Origin of the sequence: Streptomyces sp. NPDC047028 (assembly GCF_040644095.1) — a bacterium.
In the GTDB taxonomy this organism is placed as follows: Bacteria; Actinomycetota; Actinomycetes; order Streptomycetales; family Streptomycetaceae; genus Streptomyces.
In genome coordinates, this window is record NZ_JBEYVS010000041.1 from 23,003 (window position 1) to 48,802 (window position 25,800).

Consider the following 25,800-nt stretch of genomic DNA (forward strand, 5'->3'; position numbering starts at 1 on the left):
GGCGCGGCGCCTTGGGGTTTCCCCTGCTGCGCGGCCGCCGCGTACGGGCCCGCTTGTGCGGGAGCGAGGGACGGCCGGCACCCTGATCCAACGGCCGTGTGACGTCAAGGCCGTTGGCGCCTCCCGGTGCCGCTGAGAGCGAGCGCCAGGGCGAGGACCGCGGCGGCCAGGCCGAGCGGCAGCGCCCAAGGGGCGGTCACGGCGGGCAGCCCGAGGAGGGCCGCGGCGCCCGCGGCTACGATCACACCAGTCAGGGCCTCGCCCCTCACACCGCCCCGCGGAAGGCCGGTGGTGCGGGCTTCCAGCCCGGTCTGGAACGCCACGGTCGCCACGGCGACGGCCAGTGCCCCCAGGGGGCCGAGGCGACCGCCCGGGACCATGGCGCAGGCGGACAGACCGAGGATTCCCAAAGCCGGAACGGTCAACCCTCCCCGCCCACCACGCAGGACGGCCAGGGCAAGCGCTGCGAGACCGCTCACCAGGACGGCCGTGGCCCACCGCCAGGGCAGCCCCGCCGCAGCGGCTGCCAGCAGGCCGGTGCCGGTGACGACGATCGCGGCCGAGGCGCCCGCGCCCGTGTTACGTCCCATGCCGCCACCTTCCCTCCACGGAGCGGCGCCGCAGCGGTGTGAGCACCGCGTCGAGGGGCGCGGTACCGTCCCAGGGCAGCACCGGTACGCCCCAGCGGCCGAGTTCGAAGCGGTCCGCCTCACGGTCCAGGCGCCACAGCCGCAGCGACAGCCGCCCCACCCGGTCGCGGCGGTCGGGACGGGGCTCGTCGCACAGTACGTCGATGATGACCACGGCGTGGCCGCGGCGGCGCAGGTCGAGCGCGGTGAGCCGGGCCCGCTCGTCCAGCAGCGGGCTGAACAGCACCGTGAGCGCGCCCGGCGGCAGCACGGTGCGTGGCAGCCGGGCGATGTCCGGGTCGACGTAGCTGTCGTCGAGGCGCACGTCGAGGACGGCGTCCGCGATGCGCTGCAGTTGGTGCCCGCCCACCCCTGGGGCGAGGCCACGCAGCAGGCCGCCGACCGCGACCACGCCGACCCGCTCTCCGCGCCGCAGATGGGCGCGGGCCAGACCCGTCGCCCCGCGGACGGACAGGTCGAGGGAGTCATTGCCGACGGGGCCGACCCGCAGGAAGGCGTCGACGAGCAGGATCAGGTCGAAGGAGCGTTCGTCCTGGCGGGTGGTGACGAAGAGGGTGCGGCGGCGGGCACTGGCGGCCCAGTTGACCTGGCGGGGGCGGTCGCCGGGCTGGTAGGGGCGCAGCCCCTCGAACTCGCTGCCCTCGCCCGGCGCGCCGGCCGGATGGTCGCCGGTGCGGCGCGGCAGGAGTGCGGGCAGCGGCCCGGTCCCGACGGCGGCGGGCAGCGGCAGCACCGCCACGTCGGCGGCCGGGCAGGAAACGGAAGCCTGAAGCAGGCCGCCCGTCGCATGGATCCGGACGGTGGGCGGGCCCAGGGACCACCGCCCCCAACGGCCGGGCCGCAGACGCCAGCGCAGTTCGTGCGCAGTGACCGCCACCAGGGGCAGGGAGGGACGGTCGAGAACCGTCGCGCCGGCGGGCAGTGCGAGGGTGGCCGACACCAGATCGACTTCGGTGCCGCTGTGCAGCGACACCGTGAGGACGATGTCGTCGCCCTCGGTACAGCGGTCGGTGTCCAGCCGGGTCCTCGCCGTCAGGGTGTGAGGCCGCGTGCGGGACGCGGCCGCCAGCCACCACAGCATCGGTGCGGCGACGACCAGCAGCTCTGCGCGCCCGAGCGCCACCGCCGCGGCGAGCGCGAGCACGGCCGTGGCGGACAGACGGCGCAGCAGCGGTGACGGCCGCCACTGGGGGACCACGACCTCCTGAGTCGCCATTTCTGTACCGACCGCGGTGGGCACCGGGGTCTCGGGCTCGCGCACGGCGGTCATGGCGCTGTCTTCTTATCGTGCGACGGTGTCGGATTGGGCACCGGCACCTGCCCGAGTACGTCCGCGACCACGTCGTCACCGCTGAGCCGGCGCACCCACAACTCGGGCCGCAGCACGATCCGGTGCCCCAGCGCGGGCACCGCGACCGCCTTCACATCCTCCGGGCTGACGAAGTCCCGGCCGGCCAGCAGGGCATGTGCGCGGGCGAGTTGAAGCAGAGCGAGACTGGCGCGCGGGCTCGCCCCAACCGCGCACTGGGGATGATGTCGCGTCGCCGAGGCGATGGCGACGACGTAGGCGAGCAGGTCGTCCTCGACCTCGACCCGCTCCACCACCCGGCGCATGGCCAGCAGCCCGGCGGCGTCCACCACCTGTCCGACCACAGGCAGTTCGGGCGTCGCCCGCTCCATCCGTCGGCGCAGCAGCTCGGCCTCGTCCTGCTCGCCCGGATAACCGAGCCGGACACGGACGATGAACCGGTCCAGCTGGGCCTCGGGCAGCGGGTAGGTGCCCTCGAACTCGATCGGGTTGTCGGTGGCCAGCACTACGAACGGCAGGGGCAGGGGCCGGGACTCGCCGTCCGCGCTTACCTGGTGCTCGGACATCGCCTCCAGGAGCGCCGCCTGCGTCTTGGGCGGGGTCCGGTTGATCTCGTCGGCCAGCAGCAGCTGGGTGAAGACCGGACCCGGACGGAAGGACAGCTCACCGGTGCGCGGGTCGTAGACCGCCGCACCGGTCAGGTCCGCGGGCAGCAGGTCCGGGGTGAACTGCACCCGGGTGAACCGCAGCCCGAGCGCGGCGGCGAAGGAGCGGGCCATCAGCGTCTTGCCCAGCCCGGGCAGGTCCTCCAGCAGCACGTGCCCGGAGGCGAGGATGCCGAGCAGCACCAACGTGAGGGCGTTCCGCTTGCCGACGATCGCGCGCTCCACCTCGTCCAGTACACGTCCAGCGAGGCCGGCGCACTGCGGGATGTCGAGTTCGGTGCCGGCCACAGCGGTCACAGCTCCTCCAGACGGTCCATGAGCCGCGCGACCTCGCTCAGGGGCACGGCCGGTGCATGGGAGTCGTCGCTGCGGGGCCGGGCCGGGTCCGCGAGCGCCCACAGCTCGGCACCCAGCAGCTCCCGGGCCGCCCCAGGGTTCGCGACAGGATCGATGCGGCACCGGGCCCGCAGCAGGGCGGCGGTGACACGTTCCAGGTGGGGCCGGGTGGCGTAGTCGAACTGCCGGGCCGAGACCTGTCCCCAGGACAGGCCGCTGAACAGCTTCCGGTAGCGGACGTACGGGGCGTCGGCGAACGGCACGTCTCCGCGGCGGCGCAGGGTCGTGCGCGACGCGGGCGGTACGCGGAACAGACGGACAACGAGCAGCGTGGTCACGGCAGCGGCGATTCCCGTGGCCAGCAGCCCTGCCGGTCCGGCCAGCAGCCAGCCGGCACCGCACACGGCGGTCAAGGCCACACCGCCCGCCACCCCCACAGCCGCAGGTTGCACCGATTGCTGTGTGTCCATCACGACTCACCCCCTCGCGGTCTGGAACCAGACTGTGTGCGAGGCCCGTTCATCCACTGCTCTCGCACGATCTCCAGGAATTGCTCGGCCTGCTCGCGCTGATCCGCAGAGACCGGACGGCTGCTGTAGCGGGCCAACCCGAACAGCGCGGCCAGCCGTTGCGCCGCCGACGTGTCCAGCCCCTCGCGTGCCGCACGCTGCAACAACTCCGCAGGTGTCTCGAACGGCTCGCGGCGCAGCCGTACCCGCGCCAACTCCCGTTCCATCGCCAGATACGTGGCGATCACGACCGAGCGGGAATCAGCGCCGAGCGTCGGCCGACCGGCCGGCCGGGCCGGTGGCCTGGCCGCCGCAGTCGGCGCCGGCGCGGCCCGGGAGCGGCTTGCGGTCCGTGCACGGGCGAGTGCGACGAGCACGGCGACCACCACGACCAGCGCCAGCCCCGTCATCAGCAGCCACAGCGGCCCGGGACCCGACTGACCGCCATGACTGGCCGGGGCCCGGGTGTGAACCGGCGACGGCGAGACGGGCAGCGGGGGACGGCTTCCGCGACCGGCCCCACCGATTCGTGCCCCGAGTACTACCGCGCCCCCAGTGGCAGCGACTATGAGCAGCGCAACCGCCAGGGCGGCCAGCCGTGTGCCCAGGCCACCCACCGGGCGCTCCACCACCTGCGGCGGCTGGTCCGTGTCCCGCTTTCGCCGCAGGCGCCGGATGACCCGCCAGGAGGCCAACAGCACGGCGGAGAGCGCCACCGTCCCGATGACCAGCCCACCGATGGACAAGGCCAGACTGATCCAGGCCCTCCCCGGGAGGGGGTGAGGACGTGCGCTGAGCGATACCCGCTGACGCGCCCGGACACCCACCACGGCGGTTGCGATCAGTAGCGCTACCGCGGTGCACCGCACAACGCGCGACGGCCATGATCCGGGCGACAGAAAGAGGCGCGGGACGTCGGGCACGGGCACCTCCGATCGGCTCGGAGACCGCAGGGACCGTCAGCGGGGTGTCCGCGTTCGAGGTGAGCCCCATCACCCGTGCATGCACTTCGTACGTTCCGTACCTCCAGGGTCGGCGACACGGCCCACGGCGTCAAATGGGACCGAACAGCGCGCAGCGGGACTGGACTTGCCGGGAGCGGGCTCAGCGCCGGCGCGTCGCCGGAGTCGTCGGTGCGGGCCGGGGGTGCAGGACGCGACGGGTGGTGGGCCAGTGAACCGCACGGGCGTCGCTGATGGTTCCCGTCGAAGCCGGGCCAGCACTGGCGATCTGACCAGATCCATCCCATCCAGCGCTTCCCGCCGACCGCCACGATGGTGGTGCTGCCGTCCTGGACAGGACAACGTCGATCTCGTCCCCGACGGTCCCCGGCCCACCGGCAGCCGCAAAACCGGTACGCCGGGCTGGGCGGCGTACCGGCACTGACTGCCTGCGCCCGGCACGCGCGCTGGGCGCGGAAAGCCTTCTCACCCCCGACTACCTCGTCGAAGTGCCGCAGCGGTCGCGTCTACGTCCACATCAGATCCGTGGGGTACCTGATGCAGGGAGCACTGCCGTCAGCGGACGACGCGGTAGTGGCGCTCCGGGGGCAGGCGGCCAGGAAGATCCGGTTCTCTCCACGGCCTGACCCTCGGCTGTGCATCACAGGTTCTCCGCCCGCCCCTGTGTCAGCCCGGCGTATTCCTCAGTCAGGGCCTGGCGGAGTGCCCGTAGGCGAGCCCCCGGGGCTCCGAGGCCGTGCATCTGGGCTCGGGCGCCGGCCATCTTCTCCGTCTGCTGAGGGCTGCACGCGCAGTCCACCGCCTCGTGGACGCTCCACTCGTGGTAGAGCAGAAGACGCCTGATGTCATCCTTCAACGAGCGGTCCGCCAGCGACACTTCGACGGGCAGCAGGTCGCGCCGCAACTGCCAGTAGGCGACGACCACGGCGTTGCCGCGCCGGGCAAGGTCTTCGGCGGCCTTTCCCGGTCCCGCGCACTCGTGGATGATCTGCTCGGCCTCGGGTTGCAAGAACGCGGCCCGGTCCAGCAGCGGCAGCACGGCGGCCAGGTCGTCGGCGCGCGACGGCTGAGGCGGGGGCTTGGGATTCAGCAGGTCACCCACGACACGGCGGGCATGGGTGAAACGTCCTCTCATCGTCATGCCGGGCCTCCCAGCAGTCGGCCCGCTCTGCGCAGGGCACGGGCGGACGGCCGTCGCCACTGATGGCGCTCCCCGCGGGCCGGCGGCGGCTCGGGCGCCGTGGTGAGGTGGGGGCCCGGTCCTGCGTCGGCGGAACCCGTCCCACCCGCCGTTGCCGCGCGGCGCTCGCGTTCGAGTGCCAGCTCACCCTCCAGATACAAGACCTTTTACCACCGGTAGTCGAGCTCGCCGAGGGCCTTGGTCAGCAGGTCGTCCAGCATGTCCGAATTAGCGGCCGCATGGTGGACGCCGTTGCGGAACTGGTCCAGGCGCCGCTCGTCCAAGCGCCGCTCGTCCTCAGCGCGGCGATGGGTCGTCCCGGCCTCCCCGACGGCTGGTCCGTCTCGCGAAGCATGCGCCCCGCCAGGCGTCGGGCAGGAGTCGGGCCCCTCTCGACGAGGGCTTCGAGTACCGCCTGTACGGCCGGTGCGCCGCGGATGCGGACGAGCGATTCCAGGGCTGTCGCGGCCAGATCCGGGTCGTCGGTGGCGAGCGCGAGAGCCGTCAGGGATGGGGCCGCGCGGGCCTCGCTCCGTCGGCCCAGCACTTGGGCGGCCCTCAGTCGGGTCTCGGACAGCGAGTGGTGCGGTGCCCACAGCAGGCGGTCGGTGTGGTCGGAGTTCTGTGGCGGTGAGATGGGCAGGCCGCAGTGCGGGCAGGGGCCGCCGGCGGAGGCGGTGTGCCCGTGGCAGTGCCGGCAGAAGCACCCGGGGTCACCTCCCCGCCGTCACGCGAGCCAGTGATACGCGCGGTCGGGCTGCGGCGTGGGGGCCGGGCAGTCGGTCACCCGGTGGCGCCGTACCCCCTTGTGGCGGGCCAGCGCACGGGCGGCGCCGTGCAGGGTGCGGTAGGCGCCGATCTCACGGGCGGTGCCGGGCGGGACGGCGATCCAGCGCACGGTGCGGCCCTCGCGGTGTTGCCGGGCCCGGCCGAGGAGGTGTCCTTCGCACGCGACGACCTGGATGACCGCGTGCCCGGGGAAGAGCGGGGTGCAGGCCAACCCCTGGACATGGAGCAGGCGTTCGACGGCCTGTTCTTCGCAGATGTGCCACTTGGCGTTGATGACGGTGAGCTGGGCCGTACGCAGGGCCGCCACCGCCTCTTCATCGAGCTGGGTCATGACGCAGGCTCCCTGTGGTGCCGGTGCCGGTCAGCCGCGGACCAGACGGCGGTGGGTGATCCGGTGCGGGCGTGCCGCATCAATGCCCAGCCGCTCGACCTTGTTGGCCTCGTAGTCGGCGAAGTTACCCTCGAACCAGAACCAGTTGGCGCCGCCCTCCCAAGCGAGGATGTGCGTGGCGACACGGTCCAGGAACCACCGGTCGTGCGCGGTGATCACCGCACAGCCGGAGAAGTCGAGCAGCGCCCCCTCCAGGGAAGCGAGGGTCTCCACGTCGAGGTCGTTGGTCGGCTCGTCCAGCAACAGCAGGTTGCCGCCCTGCTTGAGGGTCATGGCCAGGTTGAGCCGGTTGCGTTCGCCGCCGGACATCACGCCGACCGACTTTTGCTGGTCGGGCCCCTTGAAGCCGAAGCTCGCCACGTAGGCGCGCGAGGGTAGTTCGACGTTGCCGAGCCGGATGTGGTTCTGCCCGCCGGAGATGACCTCCCACACCGTCTTGTCGGCTTCGAGTCCGGCCCGGTTCTGGTCGGCGTAGGAGATCTTGACGGTGTCGCCGAGCCGCAGGGTGCCCGCGTCGGGCTGCTCCTGGCCGACGATCATCCGGAACAGAGTGGTCTTGCCGACGCCGTTGGGGCCGAGCACGCCGACGAGGCCACCGCGCGGCAGGGAGAACGACAGATCCTCGAACAGCAGCCGGTCGCCGTACCCCTTGGTGACGTGGTCGGTCTCCAGCACCAGGCTGCCCAGGCGCGGGCCGGGCGGAATCTGGATCTCCTCGAAGTCCAGCTTGCGGCGCTTGTCGGCCTCGGCCGCCAGCTCCTCGTACCGCTGGACGCGCGCCCTGGACTTCGCCTGCCGCCCCTTGGTGCCGGACCGCACCCAGGCGAGTTCCTCGGCGAGGCGCTTTTGCCGTTTGGCGTCCTTGCGGCCCTCCACCTGCAGGCGGGCCGCCTTGGTCTCCAGGTAGGTGGAGTAGTTGCCCTCGTAGGGGTAGGCGTGGCCGCGGTCGATCTCCAGGATCCATTGGGCGACGTTGTCCAGGAAGTACCGGTCGTGGGTCACCGCGACGACCGTGCCCGGGTAGTCGGCCAGGTGCTGTTCCAGCCAGGCCACCGACTCGGCGTCCAGGTGGTTGGTCGGCTCGTCGAGCAGGAGAAGGTCCGGCTGGGACAGCAGGACCTTGCACAGCGCGACCCTGCGCCGCTCACCGCCCGACAGGTCACGCACCGGAGTGTCCGGAGGAGGACAGCGCAGGGCGTCCATCGCCTGGTCCAGCCGGGAGTCCAGCTCCCACGCATCGGCGTGATCGAGGGATTCCTGGAGGGTGCCGAGTTCCTCGAGCAGCCGCTGCATCTCCTCGCCGTCCACCTCGCCGAGGCGTGCGGTGACCTCCTCGTAGCGGTGCAGCATGGACCGGATGCCGGCGACTCCCTCCTCGACGTTGCCGCGCACGGTCGTGGTCTCGTTCAGTCGCGGCTCCTGCTCCAGGACGCCGACGCTGATGCCGGGCGCGGGGAACGCGTCGCCGTTCGTCGGCCGCTCCAGCCCTGCCATGATCCGCAGCACGGTGGACTTGCCCATACCGTTCGGGCCGACCACGCCGATCTTGGCGCCGGGGAGGAAAGCGAGGGTGACGTCGTCGAGGATGACCTTGTCTCCGTGGGCCATGCGGGCCTTGCGCATCGTGTACACGTACATCCGCGATGCCTCCATACGGGCCGCCGGACGGCGGCGGTCGCTCGCAGAGGCCATCAGCACGGGACGTGCGGGTAAGGGCGAGCCTCATCACCCGTCTCTTTCCATCCATGGTGCGCCCACCGCTGCCACGCGCGCCAGGTGTGCCCACCCTTGGCACCGCAACCGCATACCGTCAAAACCCCTGCCTGGCCTGTGCTCGGGGTCGGTGACGTGTTTCTCCGGGGCACGGTAGAGGGCAGAATTAAGACGTTGGGGGCGATGAGGCTCGCCACGACCGCGCGAACGCCGGACCACCGGATCGTGCTGATGGCCTCTACGCGGACGGCCGACACGCCGCGGGAGGTGCCCACGATGGAGATCACGGTCGCGGTGGCGGCGACTGCGGGATCACCCTTCGCCCCCGCCCTGGAGGACGGTCCGGGTGCGGACGACCTGCTGAGCGAGGGATCGATCCGGGTGACCGGATACCCGGTCGGCGCAGGCTGGGTCACCGACAGTCTCACCGAGGAGGGCAGGCCCGCCGCCGCCCTGTTGCTGATGGAGGAGCCGGCGCTGCCGGGACAGTCCGTGCGCGCCCGGCCGGTCGCCTTGGTGCATGCCGAGGTGGACGGTCAGCCACGCGTCGAGGTGGTGTGTGTGCCCGCCCATGACGCCAACTTCGCCGGCCTGTCCGACGTGGCCGCGCTGCGCGCCTGGCGCGCCGACGAGGGCACACTCGCCGCGGTCCTGCACCGGCTCGACCGTGGACACCAGTGGCGGATCACGGCCTGTGACGGCATCGAGGCTGCGGAGACGTTCCTCGCCGAAGCCCGCCACGCGTATGAGCGTCTCGCTGGGGGCCAGGAGCGGAAACCCGGCCGGTGACCCTCCGGGCCCTGGCCGACGCGGCCACCCGGCGTGCCTGGCCCGCCGGTGAGGCTGCCTTTGTCACCGTCCTGCGGCGGCTCGGTCAGGGACACCATTGGTGCGTGCTACCGCGCGGAGTCCGACGGGATGAACGATGTCGTTGCTGCGGAGTGCTCTGCCCGCCTACCAGGTTCTGGTCAGGCGATGTGCAGCCATACGCCGATACAGGTCACCGCCACCCCTCCGCACCCCAGGGCCGTCGCCCACAGGCTCGGTCTACCGGCGAACAGGTGGCCGAGGACGGCCCCCAGTGCGGCCAGGGCGGCGATGGCCATCACGGCCACCATCCAGGACAGGCCCGGAAGTGCCGCCCCGGCCAGCAGTGGCAGTGCCGCGGCGGTGAAGCTCGCGGTGCACGCGATGGCCGTGGCCAGAAGCGAACGCGCCGCCGCAAGGCGGCCGAGGCGGGTGGTGGCCAGTTGCCCCCGCCTGGTCAGGTTCAGCTGCCGGGAGGCGCGCACCAAGTACGCCCGGCGCTCGGCGTAGTCGGCTACGAAGACCGCGAACGCGGCCGTGGTCAGTGCCACCAGTCCGACCCGGACCGCCAACAGGTAGTTGACCTGCTGGCCTTCGCCCACCAGTGAGGCGGCGGCGAGGGTGAGCGCGTTGAGGAGACCGTCCACCAGCCCCAGCACGAGCGGCAGTGTGCTCCGCGCGGCCAGGCTCCGAACGTGCCGCTTCATCGCGACCGCGGTTTGCGCTCCAGCATGTACGCACCGGTCACGACCTCGTCGACGCTGTGGACCACTGCGCCGGTCTGTTCGATGGCATGCGTAAGTTCCTCGAAGTCGATGTCGTCGCCCTCAACCGTGACGTCTGTGCCGACGGTCTCGATATCGATTTCCGTAACGGAGATGTTCACCGCCTTCACACCGGTCACCGCTTCGAGTACCAGCGCCAGGTGCACCAGGTCGGGTTCGTTGACCGTCTTGTCGACATCCAGGACCAGCCGCCGGACAGGCATCGGGACTCCTCATCGCTTCGCTGTCTCCAGGATGCCCGCACGCCGGCCCAGCGTTGATCGCAAGTTGTCACCCGGACCCCGCGGTCACCTGATCGGATGCAAGCGTGCGCACCGTCCCGCCCGAAGACAACGCAGGGACCGGCGAGGACGCCCTTCGGTGAAGGCGCCCGCCAGTGCACCGAGCTGACGTGTCGACAGAATGGCATCCCCTGCGGCTGGCGGCGGACGCAATCGCTGCGCCAGCAGACGTTGCGCAACTGTTCCGCAACCGCAAATTCCCTGACGACTAGGCGCGTTGACTCCAGGCCGCGGCCACCTGCGCCTTCTTGGTCGTCGGCTCGCCGTCCTGGGCGAAGAGCCGCCACCGCCGCCGCGCTCGCCGCCAACGGCGGCAAACCGAATCACGGTACGACGGTAGGTGGAGGCAACTCGCCTACACGGCACACGATCCGTTGTCGACGCCCGCTTCCCGCCATCGCCGCGACGGATCTTCGTCCAGGGGATCCCGCGGTGGCCGGAGATCACGCACCGCGGCAGCAGGTCACTCGTGGAATACGGAGCGGCGATCGGACGGCCGCAGGCCAATGCGTCCGTCTGAAGGGGCCGGAGGGCCGTCGCCGACCTGTCTGTGGGGCCCGCCGTCGCGCTGGAGGCTTCCCGTCGTGCAGACGCGACGGGCGGCGCGGCGGCGGACGTCTCAGCGGGCTTCCCCGCCCCGTCATGGCGTCCTTCGGTCCAGCAGGGGTCGGGCGCGAGGCATGGCGGTCGTCGCCCACAGCGTCAAGTCTTGCGCGCGTGACCCCGCCGGACAACCCGGCCGCAGCGGCGGCGCGGGGTGTGCGCGCCGCGACAGGAAGCGGGCAGAGTGGGGACATGAACGGGTTGCGGGAGTACCAGCGCCGCCGTCTGGAGCTCGCGGACACGGTGCGGGCCGCGCTCTACATCGCCCGGGGCCGCGGCGACGCGCACACCGAACAGCAGGCCCGGCACCTGCTGGCGCGCCTGGCAGAGGACCGGTTCCGCCTCGCGGTCGTGGGGCAGTTCAGCCGGGGCAAGAGCACGCTGATGAACGCGCTGCTCGGCGGGCCGTACCTGCCCACCGGGACGCAGCCGATGACATCGGTGGTGACCACGGTGCGCTACGGCAGCCGGCCGCGGGCGTGGTTCCGCCGCCGCGGCTCCGACACGCCGATCGAGGCCCCGCTGTCCGAGGTGGCCCGCTACGTGGCCCGGTCCAGCACCGAGCGGGCCGAACTGCAGATCACCGAGGCCGAGGTCGAGATCCCCGCCGAGCTGCTGCGGCTCGGGGTGGCCTTCATCGACACACCCGGAGCAGGCACGGACGTGCGGGCCGGCACGGCTACGACGAGACGGTTCCTGCCCGAGGCCGACGCGGTGATCTACGTGACCGGCTTCGACCAGGCGTTCACGGACGCCGAGGCCGCTTTCCTCGCCGAGGCCGCACGGCATGCCGGCAAGCTGTTCCTGGTCGTCAACAAGCGGGACCTGGTCTCCGAGGAAGAAGCGCAGGAAGCTCAGGAGTCCCTGCGAAGGCTGCTGCGGAAGGACCTGCGGCTCGGCGAGCCCCGCCTGTTCGCCTTGTCCGCCCTGTGGGCGCAGCAGACCGGAGCGGACGGAGAGGGGGGTCGTCTGGCGGACAGCGGCGTGCCGGCGTTCGAGCGGGAGCTGGTGGAGTTCCTGACCGGGGATAAGTCGCGCCTCTTCCTGCGCGGCACCGCCGAGCGTGCAGCCCGGCTCGTCGCCGGGTTGCGCCGCGATCTCGCGCTGGGTCGGCTGGACCTCGACGGCGGGCCCGCCCCGGCGCGGGTGGCCGCGCAGTTCGACGCCCGCATGGAGGAGATCCGCGCACGGCAGCACGCCATCGGCACGACGCTCGAACGACGGGCCGGCGCCGTCGTGCCGGAGTTGCTGTCCGCCCACGCCGAGGCCAGGCGCGCCGATCTGCGGGCGGCGCTGGAGCCGTGCGCTGCCGAGGCCCTCGCCGGGGCCCGGACGGACACCGCGGACCGCGGGTATGTACGCACAGTACGGGATCGTCTGGAGGAGGCCGGCGGGCCGGTCGTCGACACGTGGCTGAGCCGTCACGCCGCCCAGACCCACGAGGGGGTGCTGGACGCGGCCGGGGACGAGATCGGCGCCCTGCTGCAGCTTTGCCGTTCTCCGGGCCTCGTGGGCGCAGAGATCGCGGGACTGGAGCTGCCGGACGACCCCGCCGATCTGACGGGGTGGTCGCCGGACGATGTGCCGGCCCTCGCCGTGCCCCGGATCAGCTGGTCGGTGCCGCCTGCCCCGTTCCGGTGGGCTGATCAATGGCGGTTCGGCCGTGGCGACAGAGAGCACATGCGGCTGTCGCGCGCCCTCGACGAGGCGATCGACACGACCGACCGCCAGGCCGTTCAGGCGTTGCACCGCATGGTGCGAGACTGGACGGATCGGCTGGGCGAACAAGCAGAACACGAAAGTCGCAAGGCGGCGGACCGCTTCCGCCACAACCTGGCCACCCGACCCGAGGACGAGGAGCTGGCGGTTCTCGACACGCTTGCCGACCGGCTCACCACGGTGACGGCCGTCCTCGAGTCGTGGGCTCCGCCGACGCTGAGTCCCGCCGACGCCACAGTCGCTCCCGTAGGCGCAGCCGCGCACGCCTACCGCTGCCCGGTGTGCGACCAACTGCAGACGAGACTCTTCGACCTGCTGCGCCACACGCAGTTCCGGCTCGCCACCCGCGAGGCCGACCAGGCCGAGCACGCCCGGACCGGCGGGTTCTGCCCACAGCACACGTGGCAGTACGCGGCGATGGCCTCCCCGGTCGGCATCTCGGCCGGATACGCGCAGCTGACCGAGCACGTCGCCGACCTCATCGAGGCCGCCGGCACCCCTCTCCACGGCCCCGCCACCGACCAGCGTTCACCCTGTCCCGTCTGTGAGGCGCTCACCGAGCACGAGCGCGAGGCGGTGGCCGACACCGTCCGGGCTGCGGCCTCCGGCCGCGATACCGCGGTGCTGTGCCTCCGCCATCTGACACTTGCGCTGTCCACCCGCCCCGCCCCCGAAGCCGCCCAGGCGCTGCGTCAAGCCCTCGCCACCGCGCTGCACCGCAACGCGCTGGACATGCGCGGCTTGGCCCTCAAACGGGAGGCTCTACGAGGCGACCTGGTCACCAGCGAGGAGGCCCGCGCCTACGACGAGGCGCTGCGCCTGCTCGCCGGACACCGGTCGCTCACCGCACCCCCCTCGGGACCGGGCGAGGCGCCCTCCTGACTCGTCCCGGCCGGCCGTGAGGGCCGGGCGGGTTCGCCGAAGACGTTCTGGTAGAGGTCCTCGCCGAAGCTGGTGGGCAGCGGCTCGCCCACCTCGAGGCGGAAGGTGCGCTTCCCGTCGGCCTGGCGCTGGGCCCGCAGGAACACCGCGCCCTGCTCCGGGGGCCGCTCGTGGAGGCTGTGGGCCAGGTCGTACAAGTGCGTCACGAGAATGACTTTGACTCCGGATTCCAGCAGGGCGCGGGTGATCTGGCGGCCGATCTCGGAGCCCTCGCGTTCGTTGGTGGCGGCGAAGGACTCGTTGAACAACACGACGGCTCCGGGCGTCACCCGGTTCGCGATGTCGCTCATCCGGGCCAGCTCCTCGTCCAGCTTTCCGCTCTCCATCTCCGCGTCCTCCTCGCGCCGGTGATGCGTGAACAGACGGGTGCGGACGTCTGCGGCGAAGGTGTCGGCGGAGACGAACAGGCCGGCCTGCATCATCAGCTGAGCCAGGCCGAGGCTGCGCAGGAAGGTCGACTTGCCGCCTTCGTTGGCACCGGTGATCACGACCAGCGGCACGCCGTCGGCGTCGACATCGTTGCCGATCACGCGTTGCTCGCGGCGCAGGCTCAGGCAGGTGTCGTACAGGCCGCGGCAGGCCAGCGAGGAGCGGCCCACCGGCAGCGGGGTCGGGAAGCAGCGCGGTTCGCCCTTGGCGGCCAGCTTCTGATGGAGTTTCAGGCAGGCGACGTAGAATCCGAGTTCACGGGCCAGCGTCGTGAAGAAGCTCAGGATGTGGTCGGCGGAGCGGGCCAGGGCATCGGCGGCGAGGTTGAGGCCACGGTCGCGTAGTTCGAACAGGGCGTGGCTGCCGGCCTCGTCGCGGTCGGGGACGCGGTAGGTGTGCGCGGGCGGGCTGCCGCCGGTGAGACGCTCGCGCCAGCCTGGTTTGGGGCCTGGGCGGCACAGCACGTACTTCATGCCCTTGCAGCCGTGGCCCAGTTCGGCGCTGACGAGCACACCGTTCTTGAACTGCAGGCGGCGCAGATGGTCGGCCACGGTAGCGAAGTAGGCGTCGTCGAGCTCGCTCTGCAGCATCGTGAAGAACCGGGCCAGGCCGGGCGACTGCATGTCTCCCGCGTGCTCGTCGCCGATCTGCCGCAGCTTGCGCAGCTGCCCGGTGAACAGCTCCATCGCCTGCACCGCACGGCGCATCACCGAGTCCGGGCTGCGCAGGAAGCTCGGCCAGATGCGGCGCTCCTCCGCGATGGCCTGGATCACCAGGCGGTAGATGTCCAGCAGGACATCGGGGTGCCGCAGCCAGTCGTGCAGGACCTGCTGCCGGTAGACGATGGCGTCGGGGCCGGCGAGGGGGGCGAGCGTGACGTGGCGGGCCGTGTCGCGCAGAAACGCGTCTGCGTCGGCCATGGCGTCGAACAGGATGTCCAGGCCGAGGTCGCGGACCAGGTCTGCCGCCTCCGGGTTCAGCTCGGCGTTCCAGTCGAAGTCGCGGTCCTCGTACAGCAGGTATGCCTTCACGATCCGATCCTTCCGTCGGCCCGCGAGCTGATCCTCTCCAGCAGACGGTCGTGGGTGAGTCCGTACTTCTCCGCGATGGCCATGGCGTACGACAGCCCGTCCGCCGGACGCCGCACGACGCGGAAGGTGCGCATCGTGGGGTCGTCGGGGACGATCGTGCTGGTCATGCTGACCGTGGAGGGGCCGAGACGGGACAGTTCGTCGACGAAACTGACGCACACGCACAGCAGCCCCAGGTCGATGATCTTCTCCAGGACGCGGGTACCGAGCACAACGGCGTCGTCGAGCGTGGTGGAGGTGAAGACCTCGTTCATGATGACCACGCTGGACGCGGTGGCCCGCTGGAGGATGTCGTGGACGCGGACCAGGTCGTCCTGGAGCTTGCCGGAAAGGTCCTTGAGGTTCTCGCCTCGCTCGAAGTGGGTGAAGATCTGGTCGCAGAGGAACAGTCGGGCCTCGGTGCCCGGCACCGGGCAGCCCAGCGCGGCCAGGTGGTGCAGTTGGCCGAAGGTGCGGGCGAAGGTGGTCTTGCCGCCCTGGTTGGGGCCGGATACGACCAGGACACGTTCGGGGCCGTCGAGATGGAAGTCGTTGGGGACCACGGGCGTGCCCTCGGCGACCAGTTTGTCGGCCAGGGCCAGGTCGAACACCTCTCGCCCGAGGAGCTGCTTGGACCGGTCGGACACCTGTGGGTAGCACAGCGACAGCCCGGCGCTTCGGGGACGACGCGTGAACTCCAGGTAGGCGAGGTAGAACTGCACCTCGCGGTCGAAGGCCTCCACCGTGCGGTCCCTATGGTGCCGGTGGCGGGCGCAGAAGTCGTCCAGCGCGGCGAAGGGCTCCGGGAACAGCAGGGCGACGCGGTCCAGGACCGCTTCCTCGACGTGGTTCATGTCCACGAAGTTCTTGTAGGCGAGCAGGTAGCTCTTCGCCTCGGCCTGCTTGAACTTCTCGAAGGCGGCGAGTACTTCGGCGCCGTAGTCGGATTCGTCCGCATACCGGGTCACGGTGACCTTGCCGCCTCCGATGGCCATGCAGTAGCGGACTTCCCGGAGCCCGTCCTGGACGCGACGGACATCGGCCAGGAGCTGCTCGAACCGATCCGAGCGGAGGTAGTCCGCGGCGTAGTCGCGCACGGAACGCAGCCCCCGCGAGCGAGGCTCCGCCTCCTCCATGAACTGGACGAGGCCGGAGACGGCCTGGCAGTAGGTCTCGGCCGCGCCGAGAAACCAGCTTTCCTTCTGGTAGCGGTGGCGCAGCTTGTCCGCCTGGGCCATTTGGCGGCGCACGTCGCGCATGCCTGCGGCGAACTCGGCGACTCCTTCGGACAGAGTCTCGTCCTCCAGGTCCTGGAAGACCTCGTGCCGGTAGGCGATCGTCTCAGGGTTCCACAGGCGGGTGTGGAACAGCGGCTGAAGTCCGTACTCCTCCCGCCCGGCGGTGAGGGATGCGACAGCCTGGTCGAGGTTGAGGTCGGTGAAGTAGGCGGGTTCGTCCTGTGCCGCGGCGGCTGCCTGCTCGGCAGGGTCCGTGAACAGCACGCTGAGGAAGGACAAGGCGGCGGCACCTCCCGGCTCGTGACGGTCGGCGGGCGGTTGCGGAACGCGACCGTCCACGTAGCAGAGGCCATCGGCACGGGATGTGCGGTCAAGGGCGAGCCTCATCGCCCGTCTCCATGGTGCGCCCGAACGCGGCTTTCCGCCAGAACCGCACGTCGCGGTGATCGGCCCGCCTGTCGGCTGCCTCATCGCCTTGTCACTACGTCGTCGCATGGTCCAGTACGGGATGGCGGCCCGCGATGTGGATGAGCCGGTTGTACTCGGCGACGCGCTCGCGTGCGCAGGAGCCCCTGCCCTGAGCAGGCCGCAGGCCGATCCGCCGGCGAGGGCGGCGATGAAGGGATCCTCGGTCTCGCCGGAGTGGTGCCGCGACGTGGGCGCCGTACCCGGCCTTGCGGCAGACGGCCATCGCCAGCGGCGTCTCGGTGACGGTAGGTACCGGCCTCACCCCTTTGCCCAGGAAACGGGCGGGGCGTGGTCCAGCGGTTCGGCGGCTTGACGGCTTGACGGCTGCCGATGGAGGTCCCGGAGTGCACGCCGGCGTGGCCGACCGCTCCTCCGGCGACGCCGGCGGTGACGGACGGTGTCGGGCGTGCCCGGCAGTCGAGGATCTCGACGGAGCGCAGCAGCAAGGTGACGTGGGACGGCATGAGCAGGTCCTCCTGTCGAGGACGACAGAGACCGTTGGCGGCGCCCGACCGCGGGCGACGGCGCTCCCCGTACGACACCTTCCGGGCCGGCCGCAGCGCCGCTGCGCAAGAAGGACACGACCGGGATACACGGCAACGGTTGCCTGCGCGGCGGCAGGCGGCAGAATGGAGCAGAGCGAGTTCTACGGGCGATGAGGCTCGCCGTGACCGTACGGTCGGGATGACAGGCCGTGCTGATGGCCTCTACGTGGTATCCGGAAAACGTTCTGCCACGGAGGCCGGTCATGCTGGACATTACCGTTGCGGTGGATGCGACCGCGGGATCACCGTTCACACCTGAGGACGACGCAGCAGGCTCCTACGACCTGCTCTGGCACGGGCCGTCGCAGCTGTACGGGTGTCCGGTCGGTGACGGTTACATGCCGGACAGCCTGACCGAGCTGGGAGGGCCCGCCAACGTCCTGCTGCTGATGGAGGAGCCGGCGCACCCGGACCGGAGCGTGTGGGCCCGTCCCGTCGCCCTGCTGCACGCCGTGAGGGACGGGCAGCCGTACGACGAGGTGCTGTGCGTGCCGGCCGGCGACCCGCGCTTCGCCGCTCTCACCGGCCCGGAGGCACTACGGCTCTGGCATGCCGACGAGGGCGCGCTGGCCACCGTGCTGCGGCGGTTCAGGCCCGGCCACACCTGGCAGATCACGGGGTGCGAAGGATGTCGGGAGGCCGAGGAGTTCCTTGCGGAGGCGCACCACTCCTACGAACGCCTCACCGGCTCCCTGGAGTGACGATCAGTCAAGGCATGGCGGCACCAGGACATGGCCGGGCGTCTGGCCAGTGTGGCTGCGCTCTACGGTGGTGAGGTCTTCGGGTGTGCCTTCCGCGATGACATCGCCGCCGACGGCGCCGCCCTCCGGGCCGAGGTCGATGATCCAGTCGGCGGCCGCCGGGTGAGGATCAGGCCGCTGAGGTGCCCCTCGTACCGCTGGCGTCCGTACGGCGAATCGGCCTCGGCGATGCGGCGCTCCAGGAACGGGATCACGCCTTGGCACCGCATCCAGTAGCTGCGCTCGCGGCCGAACCGGTTGCGGTAGCTGATGTGGACCGGCTCCGCAGTGCCGTACAGCACGGCCTTGCGGCCTGGCCGACATTCGGCGCCACGGAGTGTCCAGCGGCAGACCACTCTCGGTGGCCACCACCTCCAGCAGCCGCAGGAAGTACTCGGTCTGCTGGCCCGCCCATGGCGCGATCGCCCCTCGGCCAGGGACAACTCGTCGACCGGTGCCACCAGTTCCGGATCGACCTCGGTACACACCCCCTCCAGCTCCGTCACGGTCAGTTGGTGGCCGTTCGGGCAGACGAGGTACTTGCTGAAGGTGTGTTCCCGGTCCGGCGAACCCTGCGGGGCGTCGACGAACTCGGTGATCACCTGGCCTTCGGCCAGTCGCAGGGCGGTGGCACGGGAACGGGCACGAGTACGCCGACATCGACTCGACGGAGCGGCGCGTCCCCTCGGCGAAGATCGTGTCGAGGGCCAGGCCGGACTTGCCGGAGCCGGACAGCCCGGTGAAGACGGTCAGACTGTCCCGGGGGAAAGGTCGAGATCGACGCCGCGCAGGTTGTACTCCCGCGCGCCGTGCACCACCAGCCGGTCGGACATGCGGCACCCCTCCCCGCTGCCTACTTCGCAGGGGTTGAGTGGGCGGGTCGTTTCCGCACGGGTGCTTCGAAGACCAGGACGGCCCAGCCGCCGTACTCCGGTCGGAAGAGCGCCCGCGCCGCAACGCCCTGCTTCCACAACCGGTCGGCCTCACCGGTGGCGGCACGGCGGGCGGCGGGACCGGTGCCGTAGCGCAGGATGCGCTTGATCGGGTTCGCAATGCCGTTCAAGGCGCGCCTCCAGCACCCGGCGATGGATCCTTCGTAGCAGGTGGGGGCGCGTCGCCGCGGTAGTCGGCCAGCACCTCGGCCGGACGGCCGTCCCTGCGGATGCGGCCATCCTCCAGCCAGATGGCCCGGTTGCAGCTCTCCTCGATGGCGCTGAGCGAGTGGCTGACGAGGAGGACACACCCGGCCTTGGCCCGCAGGCCGGCCAGCCGCTCGGCGCTGCGCCGGCGGAAGGCGGCATCGCCGGTGGCCAGTGCCTCGTCGATCAGCAGAACATCGTGGGGAATCACCGTGGTGATCGCGAACCGCAGCCGCTGGGTCATGCCGGTCGAGTACGTCCGAAGCGGCCGGTCGACTGCCTCACCGAGATCGGCGAACTCCACCACCTCGTCGAACTTCTCCCGAACCTGCTGCCGGGTCAGGCCCATGGCCAGGCAGCCGAGGACGATGTTGCGCTCGCCGGACAGGTCGCTCATCAGACCGGGGTCGACGCCGAGCAGGGCCGATCGGCCGCGGGTGTAGACCAGGCCGTGCTCGGGGGGCTGGGAGCCGGCGATCGCCCGCAGCAGGCTGGACTTGCCCGAGCCGTTGGCGCCGATCACGCCGACCGTCTCGCCCCGTCGGACGATCAAAGAGATCCCACGTACGGCGTGTACCTCGCGGACGGCGGTGCGGCGCCTGCCCGCCAGCAGCCCCATCAGGGTTGCGGGGGCGCCTCCAGTGGTGGGCCTTGGCAGGCCGGAGCGGTAGACGATGTGCAGGTCGTCGATGACGACGACCGGTTCGGACGGCGCCGCTCTCCCCTCCGGCGCGGTCTTGGCGCGGGTGGCGGGTGCGGTCATGCCACGTCTCCCTACCTGTCGGCAGGGACCGTCGGCGGCGACATGTGCCGCGGTTGGCGGTGGGCCCCTCCACCGTCCGTCTTCCCTTTCACCGTACGAGCGATCTTCCGGGTTTGCCAGCGGCGGTGGCCCGCCTGGTGTCATTGTCGGAGGCGGGCCGGTCGTATCCGCGTGAGGTGGTGGCGGTGACGCCGTACACCGGGCGCGCGCAAGTGACGGGGCGCCGGGCGCCGGCAAGTCCGCGCTGGTGGCGGCTTTGATCGGGGTCTGGCGGGGGCAGCGCCTGCGGGTGGGGGTGCTCGCGGCGGATCCGACATCGCCGTTGACGGGCGGCGCGCTGCTGGGTGACCGGCTCCGGATGACGACGGGGCGGCGGCCCGACGCCGGGGTCTACATCCGGTCCCTGGCCACCCGAGGGCGCCCGGGCGGACTGGCGCCGCCGGTGCCCTCGGCGATTCGCGTGCTGGATGCGGCCGGCTACGACATGATCCTCGTGGAGGGCGTCGGGGCCGGTCAGGCCGAGGTGGATATCCGTGCGGTGGCGGACACCTTGGTGGTCGTTCTCGCGCCCGGTTCGGTGACTGGGTGCAGGCGGCCAAGTCCGGGCTGCTGGAGGCAGGTGACGTGTACGTTGTCAACAAGGCCGACCGGGAAGGCGCCTGCACCGTCGTACGGCAGTTGACCGCCATGCTGAACGCGGCCCGGAGTACTGAGCCATGGTGGCCCCCTGTCCTGCGTATCGTCGCGCCGCGCGGCGACGGTGTGGACGAGTTGGTCCGGGCCGTCGCGGAACACTGGGCATGGACGGCCGACAGCGGAGCACTGGCGAAACGGCGACGGCGTGTGGCGGCCTCGGAGGTCGAGCACGTCACCGCCTCGCTGCTGCCTGAACAGGTCAGGCATGGACGGTCAGGCCCTTCCCCGCCTTGCGGAACGCGTTGTCGCCGGCGAACTCGCCCCGTACGCGGCCGCGGACGAGCTTGTTGCCTCTCTTCACCGGCCTGGCTCGGTCGGCGAAGGTGATGACGGAGGTGATGCGGTGATGGGGCGGAGGGAAGGATCGTGGTGAAGAGGGAGAGCCAGCTCTCAGGAGGTGCCGGTCCCGGTTCAGGGATCCCGTCGGAGACCGCCGCGGCCCGCCTGCGGCTGCTCGCGGAGGCAAGCCAGGCCCTGGCGTCGGGCCTGGACGCGGAGGAGGCGCTGCGCCGACTGGCCCGGGTGGTGGTGCCGCACCTGGCCGACGCCTGCGTGGTGGACGTGGTCGAGGGGGAGGGATTGCGACGCCTGACGGTCAGCGACCGGGACTCGGAGCGGGCGCTGCGTGTGCTGCCCGGAGAGCTGCCGCGACCGGGCTACTCGGCGGCGGCTCTGGCCAAGGTGTTGCGCGGCGCGGGGCCCGTGGTGGTGACCGACTTCGGCGTGCCCGAACCGGGTGACTCCCTGCAGGCTGCCCAGTGGTCCCTGTACCGCGTGCTGGGCGCCGAGACCGCGCTGATCACGCCCATGCGGGTGCGGCGGCAGGTCCTGGGTGCGCTGACCTTCGTGCGCCGTGCCCCAGCCGTCCCGTTCGACGAACAGGAGCAGGCCCTCGCCGCCGATCTCGCGCACCGCGCCGGACTCGCTCTCGAGAACGCGCGTCTGTACGCGCTCCAGCAGCACACGGCAGAGCAACTCCAGCTCTCCCTGCTACCCGACCTGTCCGGCCTGCCGCACCTCCAGCTCGCCGCCCGTTACGTGGCCGCCCGGGAACGGGCAGAGGTCGGCGGCGACTGGTACGACGCCTTCCCGCTGCCCGACGGCTCGGCGATCCTTGCCATCGGCGACGTGGTCGGCCACGACCTGGCGGCCGCCGTCCGCATGGGGCAGCTGCGCAACATGCTCCGGGCCCTGGCCTACGACAGCGGCGACGACCCCGCCGGTGTGATGAGCCGGCTGGATGGGGTGATGCAGGGCCTGACCAGCATCGAACTCGTCACGGCCGTCATCGCCCGTATCGAGACACCCGTCACCGGACCGTGGCGGCTGCACTGGACCAACGCCGGACACCTGCCGCCGCTGCTCACCCAACTGGACGGCCACACCCTCCTGCTCGAAGAGGGCCACGCCCCCATCCTGGGAGTCGACCCCGCCCTCACACGCGAGACCGCGACCATCACCCTGCACCCCGGCGCCACGCTGCTGCTCTACACAGACGGCCTCATCGAACGCCCCGGCGAGGACATCGGCCGCGGCCTCACCAGACTGCGGCAGCACGGGGCCGCTCTCGCCCGCGAGGCGCTGCCTGCCTTCCTCGACGAGTTGCTGGCCCGTCTGGGCGACGACCAGCACGACGACGTCGCCCTGCTCGCTCTGCGCGTTCCCTGAACGTCGCGGTGCATGACGGACGGCACCGGCATCGGTGACAACCACCAGCGGGCGCGTTACTCACCCCATGTGCTGATGTGGCCTGCCGTGCACCGGCGCGTTCGGCCCAGCGGATGTTTCTTGTCGTTGTCCGCCGCCGCGTACTGGACCACCAAGGCGAATGCCGCGCAGGCGTGGCGGCGCGAGCGGAACCCGGCCCGTCAGGTCCGCCCGATCTCCCGGGGCAGTTCCACGGCCAGGACGCGGTCGGCGTAGACGAAGGTCTCGAATCGCGAACCGTCCGGCACCCCGGGCTCGGTCTCCAGTCCGCGCAGGGCGTCCAGGACCGCGGGCGTGTCCAGGTCCTGGTGGAAGGCGGCGTCCAGACGCCGGGCGGTGGCAGCGTGCATCGGCCGGGAGGGTGCGTCGGCCCAGGTCGCCACCCGCTGCCGCCAGCGATGCAGCAGTGCGTCGGCCTGGGTGACGTCTTCCGGGCCGAGCAGGGCCTGCTGCCCGTGGCCGTGTGCGAGCAGTGCGAGGCGCACGGCGAGAGGATCGTGTCCCTGTGCGGTCACGGTTTCCAGAGCACCCGGCAACCGCGTGAGACCCACCCCGATCACCAGTTCCGGCCCGGCCTGCGGGGTACGGACCGCGGGAGAGATGATCCGCACGTCGATGGGACTGCCAGAGGCAGCCGTGAGGGCCGCGTCGGGAGTGCGTTGTTCCGGGGGATGGATGCCCAGCAGGCCGGCGGCGCGAGCCAGGCCCTGTGCGCCCGGCTCCAGCGGGTACGACTCCACCCAGCTGGTGATCACCTGGGTTCCGTCCAGCTCCGCGATCCGGAACAGTACATCCGCGATCAGCAGTGCACGCAGATCCCCGGGCCCGTCGACGCTGTCCACGAGGGAGGTGTGCACGCACACCCGCAGCAGTCCGCCGGGCCGTCGCCGTACCTCGGTGGCCTGAAGGGTCCGGGCATCAATGATCTGCACCGCGTCCCGTCCCGCTCGTGTGGTGCACGGGCATCGTCACATCCGTGTGCTGTCTCGTTTGGCCGGCCGTGGGCTGCACGAGGGCTCCCCTCTCGTTGTGGGTGGCGGCACCATGTCCGGTATGGAGCCGTTCCTGTTGAGCGAGGCCGATGCCGACGACCTGTTCAAGGACATACCCCGGCACCGGCGGCCCTACCGAAGCGCCGCGCCGCAAGCGGGAACAGACCGCGAAGCGATTCCTCCCCGCCGCGCGACCAGCTGCCCCCCGCAGCCCATCGGTGCCGCCACCGGCGCGCCGCGGGACGTCGGCAGAGTCTGGTGACAGCCCGTGGGACGCCTCCCGTTCAATCGAGCGCAGCCCAGCTCGCGCCGGCGGGCTGCGCGGCATGGGCGGATCGGGGGGTCTGGTCACCGTCAGGGCTCCCGGCGCGCCAGCGGCGCAGGAAAGGACAGCGGCCACCCGGGGTCCTCATGGGGATGCCGGCGCGGTGGAGGCGCCGTTGGATCGTGGGGGCGGTCTGCCCGGTGAGCAGCTCGATGTGCGTGGTTGCGAGACCACACTTTTGGTAGAGGTCGGCAAGGAGTGTGTCCGTAAGGGGAACCGGCGTGGGGAAGCGCTGGCGCAGGCGTCCCCGGTCGGCCGGGACACGGCGGATCTGGTGGCGGTGCAGGGCGGCGGTCACGAGGGGGTCCGCATAGAGTGCCGACATCAACCGGATGTCGGTCGGTCCGTCGGTCGGCCTCGGTCCGCCTATCCGGACGGGTAGCCCGAGGTCGTGGGCGTTTTGCAGAACGGTGCCCCGCGAGGTCCCCAACCTGGCCGCTACCTGCTCCGCGCTGAGCTCACAGCCCACATAGAGGTCCGTCAGCCGATGGGCGGGCAGTTGGGCGCGGGTGATCTGCCCGGTATGGCCCTTGCCGCGGCGGGGGATGTCGTAGGCGGCCAGTTCCTGCCTGACGGTGCGTTCGTTCTTGCCGATCAGGAGCCCGATCTGGGCACTGGTGAGGCCCTGTCCGAGGTAGAGCTCGCGGAGTAGGGCACCGAAGCCCGGTCGCGGCCCCGTGCCATGGTGGTGGCCGGCTCCACGCGGTCTGACAGTGACGCCCGCGCGGTCGAGTACGCGCGCGACGCGGCTGCGAGGCAGCCCGGTTCTGCGGGCGATCTCAGCCACTGACAGGCGTTCGCACACGTACCAGTGCCGGGCCCGCAAGCTGACCGGATCAGCGCCGCCGTTCGCACAGCACTCCGGCGGCTTCGCCTCAGGAATGGGCTCCGGCATCATCCAGCTCCTGGCACGGTGTTGACGCGGTGGTCGGCACGTGTCAGGAGCCATCAGCGGACGGTAGCGGTTCGGCATCCGCAACATGTGATGCCAGGCGGGCTCCATCGCCTCGATGAGAGTGTGGCAGGCGGTGATCGGCCAGGCGGTGACCGCCGAAGTCCCGCTGGCTGGTCCGCCCGTCGGCGGTCCGGTCGAACAGCGCGCTCCACGTCTCCAGCTCCCAGAACCGCTCCGGGGCCTCCTGCGCGTGTCGTTGCGCCATTCGCCATTTGTTCATGGACTTGTCGCCGCGCATATCGTGTCCCGGAAGTGGACACGCCAGTCATCCTGGGACAGACGTTGCCCATCGCCGCGGCGATGCCGCCCTCGGCCATCACGGTGTGGGCCTTGCCCAACAGCGAGCGGCACACCACCGCCACCTCGACGCCGGACGTCGACGCCTCGATCGCCGCCCGCAGTCCGGCACCACCGGCGCCCACCACGAGCACGTCCACCTGGCGGATCTCGTAGTCCCGCATCGTCTCGCTCCCCGCCGTCTCGGTGGACGCGGCACCGTAGCCGGGGCACAGGCAGTCAGGCACCGTTTCCGGGACGTCCAGGCAGACCGTCCCTCAGTCCGTGTCCGACAGAGCCGACGCAGCCGTCCGAAAGGAATGTGCGGAAGCGTCCTGTTCCTGCCGGGAGGCGTTGGTGGGGCGCCAGAGGTTGCCAAGGTAGGGGGCGTACCGATGGGCACCGCGGTGGAAGAAACCGGGCAGGTGCCCGGCGAGTGGCGGGCGCAGGTCGAGTTCGCGGAGCCGGGAGAAGGAGACGAACTCCGGCTCCATCCCTGGTTCGAGGGGCCGCGGGGTCTGGCCATGGGCAGATCCGTCAGCGGCGAAGACCAGGTCCACGGTGCGGCCACCGCTACTGGGATCCATGGCCTCGAGTACGAACGCGACGCGTGTCGGCTCCACGGCCAGGCCGGTCTCCTCGCGCATTTCCCGGCGGGCGCAGGCGGCCATGCTCTCGCCCGGCCGGGGTGTGCCGCCTGGCAGCACCCAGTCATCCAGGTTTTTCGCGGTGCGGTGGACGAGCAGGACGGACTGTCCACGGAACAAAATGACGGAACAGCGGAACTCGGTGTTGTCGGGCATGGCCATGCCGACC

22 protein-coding genes, 4 pseudogenes and 5 riboswitches are annotated in these 25,800 nt (G+C 71.3%); of the genes and pseudogenes, 5 read left to right on the plus strand and 21 right to left on the minus strand.

The genetic code is table 11. The features are described 5' to 3' along the window. Positions 1 to 104 precede the first annotated feature (104 nt). The 9 genes and pseudogenes from ABZ854_RS29490 to ettA all read right to left on the minus strand — a co-directional run bounded on the left by ABZ854_RS29490 (position 105) and on the right by ettA (position 8,429). Positions 105 to 590: a hypothetical protein gene (locus tag ABZ854_RS29490; RefSeq protein WP_361216620.1), complete on the minus strand. Its 486-nt coding sequence runs from the start codon at positions 588 to 590 to the stop codon at positions 105 to 107. After that, a complete protein-coding gene (locus ABZ854_RS29495; protein ID WP_361216622.1) occupies positions 580 to 1,920 on the minus strand; it encodes a DUF58 domain-containing protein in 1,341 nt (446 codons plus the stop codon). Before ABZ854_RS29495 ends, ABZ854_RS29490 begins: the two co-directional genes overlap by 11 nt. Further along, positions 1,917 to 2,921, minus strand: coding sequence for a MoxR family ATPase (locus ABZ854_RS29500; RefSeq protein ID WP_361216625.1), 1,005 nt, complete (start codon positions 2,919 to 2,921; stop codon positions 1,917 to 1,919). Before ABZ854_RS29500 ends, ABZ854_RS29495 begins: the two co-directional genes overlap by 4 nt. Then, positions 2,918 to 3,379 (minus strand): hypothetical protein, encoded by a 462-nt coding sequence (locus tag ABZ854_RS29505; protein WP_361216628.1) that lies wholly within the window; start codon positions 3,377 to 3,379, stop codon positions 2,918 to 2,920. Before ABZ854_RS29505 ends, ABZ854_RS29500 begins: the two co-directional genes overlap by 4 nt. A 50-nt stretch (positions 3,380 to 3,429) precedes the next feature. Further along, complete coding sequence (locus tag ABZ854_RS29510; protein ID WP_361216631.1) at positions 3,430 to 4,215, minus strand: DUF4129 domain-containing protein; 786 nt, start codon at positions 4,213 to 4,215, stop codon at positions 3,430 to 3,432. An 856-nt stretch (positions 4,216 to 5,071) separates the two neighbouring features. Beyond that, positions 5,072 to 5,572: a hypothetical protein gene (locus ABZ854_RS29515; protein WP_361216633.1), complete on the minus strand. Its 501-nt coding sequence runs from the start codon at positions 5,570 to 5,572 to the stop codon at positions 5,072 to 5,074. Positions 5,573 to 5,978: 406 nt separating this feature from the next. Continuing rightward, positions 5,979 to 6,254, minus strand: a pseudogene (locus ABZ854_RS29520) (HEAT repeat domain-containing protein); the annotation flags it as partial. Positions 6,255 to 6,338: 84 nt separating this feature from the next. Next, positions 6,339 to 6,731, minus strand: a complete 393-nt coding sequence (locus tag ABZ854_RS29525) for a hypothetical protein (RefSeq protein ID WP_361216636.1) — start codon at positions 6,729 to 6,731, stop codon at positions 6,339 to 6,341. Positions 6,732 to 6,761: 30 nt separating this feature from the next. Beyond that, a complete protein-coding gene (gene ettA, locus ABZ854_RS29530; protein ID WP_361216639.1) occupies positions 6,762 to 8,429 on the minus strand; it encodes an energy-dependent translational throttle protein EttA in 1,668 nt (555 codons plus the stop codon). A gap of 37 nt (positions 8,430 to 8,466) precedes the next feature. After that, a riboswitch (Fluoride riboswitch) is annotated at positions 8,467 to 8,530 on the minus strand. A 144-nt stretch (positions 8,531 to 8,674) separates the two neighbouring features. Further along, positions 8,675 to 8,752, plus strand: a riboswitch (Fluoride riboswitch). A gap of 28 nt (positions 8,753 to 8,780) precedes the next feature. Here ettA and ABZ854_RS29535 point away from each other — a divergent pair. Next, positions 8,781 to 9,293: an inorganic diphosphatase gene (locus tag ABZ854_RS29535; RefSeq protein WP_361216642.1), complete on the plus strand. Its 513-nt coding sequence runs from the start codon at positions 8,781 to 8,783 to the stop codon at positions 9,291 to 9,293. A 179-nt stretch (positions 9,294 to 9,472) separates the two neighbouring features. Here ABZ854_RS29535 and ABZ854_RS29540 read toward each other — a convergent pair whose 3' ends face one another. Together ABZ854_RS29540 and ABZ854_RS29545 are read right to left on the minus strand one after the other, a co-directional pair. Continuing rightward, entirely contained in the window at positions 9,473 to 9,970 is a 498-nt protein-coding gene (locus tag ABZ854_RS29540; protein ID WP_361216645.1) for a hypothetical protein, read from the minus strand. A gap of 44 nt (positions 9,971 to 10,014) precedes the next feature. Beyond that, positions 10,015 to 10,299 carry a DUF211 domain-containing protein gene (locus tag ABZ854_RS29545; protein ID WP_361216648.1) on the minus strand — a complete coding sequence of 95 codons (285 nt, stop codon included), beginning with the start codon at positions 10,297 to 10,299 and terminating at the stop codon, positions 10,015 to 10,017. Between the two features lie 873 nt (positions 10,300 to 11,172). Between ABZ854_RS29545 and ABZ854_RS29550 the strand changes: the two genes are divergently transcribed. Beyond that, positions 11,173 to 13,581: a dynamin family protein gene (locus tag ABZ854_RS29550; protein WP_361216651.1), complete on the plus strand. Its 2,409-nt coding sequence runs from the start codon at positions 11,173 to 11,175 to the stop codon at positions 13,579 to 13,581. Here ABZ854_RS29550 and ABZ854_RS29555 read toward each other — a convergent pair. Both ABZ854_RS29555 and ABZ854_RS29560 read right to left on the minus strand, forming a co-directional pair. After that, a complete protein-coding gene (locus ABZ854_RS29555) occupies positions 13,500 to 15,101 on the minus strand; it encodes a hypothetical protein (protein WP_361216654.1) in 1,602 nt (533 codons plus the stop codon). The two genes, ABZ854_RS29550 and ABZ854_RS29555, sit on opposite strands and share 82 nt — an antisense overlap. Next, on the minus strand, positions 15,098 to 16,657 hold the full coding sequence (locus ABZ854_RS29560; RefSeq protein ID WP_361216657.1) for a hypothetical protein: 1,560 nt from the start codon (positions 16,655 to 16,657) through the stop codon (positions 15,098 to 15,100). Before ABZ854_RS29560 ends, ABZ854_RS29555 begins: the two co-directional genes overlap by 4 nt. A gap of 57 nt (positions 16,658 to 16,714) precedes the next feature. After that, a riboswitch (Fluoride riboswitch) is annotated at positions 16,715 to 16,778 on the minus strand. Between the two features lie 710 nt (positions 16,779 to 17,488). Continuing rightward, positions 17,489 to 17,563: riboswitch (Fluoride riboswitch) on the plus strand. A gap of 31 nt (positions 17,564 to 17,594) precedes the next feature. Here ABZ854_RS29560 and ABZ854_RS29565 point away from each other — a divergent pair. Then, complete coding sequence (locus ABZ854_RS29565; RefSeq protein ID WP_361216660.1) at positions 17,595 to 18,092, plus strand: inorganic diphosphatase; 498 nt, start codon at positions 17,595 to 17,597, stop codon at positions 18,090 to 18,092. A 62-nt stretch (positions 18,093 to 18,154) separates the two neighbouring features. Here ABZ854_RS29565 and ABZ854_RS29570 read toward each other — a convergent pair whose 3' ends face one another. The 4 genes and pseudogenes from ABZ854_RS29570 to ABZ854_RS29585 form a co-directional block, all read right to left on the minus strand. Next, positions 18,155 to 18,592 carry a hypothetical protein gene (locus ABZ854_RS29570; RefSeq protein ID WP_361216730.1) on the minus strand — a complete coding sequence of 146 codons (438 nt, stop codon included), beginning with the start codon at positions 18,590 to 18,592 and terminating at the stop codon, positions 18,155 to 18,157. Continuing rightward, positions 18,498 to 18,791: pseudogene (locus ABZ854_RS29575) on the minus strand (hypothetical protein); the annotation flags it as partial. The pseudogene ABZ854_RS29575 and the gene ABZ854_RS29570, both read right to left, overlap by 95 nt. Positions 18,792 to 18,984: 193 nt before the next feature. Next, entirely contained in the window at positions 18,985 to 19,194 is a 210-nt protein-coding gene (locus tag ABZ854_RS29580) for a hypothetical protein (RefSeq protein ID WP_361216663.1), read from the minus strand. Continuing rightward, on the minus strand, positions 19,191 to 20,033 hold the full coding sequence (locus tag ABZ854_RS29585; protein WP_361216666.1) for an ABC transporter ATP-binding protein: 843 nt from the start codon (positions 20,031 to 20,033) through the stop codon (positions 19,191 to 19,193). The genes ABZ854_RS29580 and ABZ854_RS29585 overlap by 4 nt, the downstream gene beginning before the upstream one ends. Before the next feature lie 113 nt (positions 20,034 to 20,146). Here ABZ854_RS29585 and meaB point away from each other — a divergent pair. Then, positions 20,147 to 21,102: pseudogene (meaB, locus tag ABZ854_RS29590) on the plus strand (methylmalonyl Co-A mutase-associated GTPase MeaB). Beyond that, positions 21,096 to 22,397 carry a GAF domain-containing SpoIIE family protein phosphatase gene (locus ABZ854_RS29595; protein ID WP_361216669.1) on the plus strand — a complete coding sequence of 434 codons (1,302 nt, stop codon included), beginning with the start codon at positions 21,096 to 21,098 and terminating at the stop codon, positions 22,395 to 22,397. Before meaB ends, ABZ854_RS29595 begins: the two are co-directional and overlap by 7 nt. A gap of 200 nt (positions 22,398 to 22,597) precedes the next feature. Here ABZ854_RS29595 and ABZ854_RS29600 read toward each other — a convergent pair whose 3' ends face one another. From ABZ854_RS29600 to ABZ854_RS29615, 4 genes and pseudogenes are all read right to left on the minus strand, one after another. Next, complete coding sequence (locus ABZ854_RS29600; protein WP_361216672.1) at positions 22,598 to 23,368, minus strand: hypothetical protein; 771 nt, start codon at positions 23,366 to 23,368, stop codon at positions 22,598 to 22,600. Between the two features lie 344 nt (positions 23,369 to 23,712). Beyond that, the gene (locus ABZ854_RS29605) at positions 23,713 to 24,648 is read right to left on the minus strand and encodes a hypothetical protein (protein ID WP_361216675.1); all 936 of its coding nucleotides are present in this window, start codon (positions 24,646 to 24,648) and stop codon (positions 23,713 to 23,715) included. Positions 24,649 to 24,685: 37 nt separating this feature from the next. Next, a riboswitch (Fluoride riboswitch) is annotated at positions 24,686 to 24,769 on the minus strand. 27 nt (positions 24,770 to 24,796) lie between these two features. After that, positions 24,797 to 25,169: pseudogene (locus ABZ854_RS29610) on the minus strand (FAD-dependent oxidoreductase); the annotation flags it as partial. 93 nt (positions 25,170 to 25,262) lie between these two features. Next, positions 25,263 to 25,793, minus strand: a complete 531-nt coding sequence (locus tag ABZ854_RS29615; protein WP_361216678.1) for an NUDIX hydrolase — start codon at positions 25,791 to 25,793, stop codon at positions 25,263 to 25,265. Positions 25,794 to 25,800: the final 7 nt, after the last annotated feature.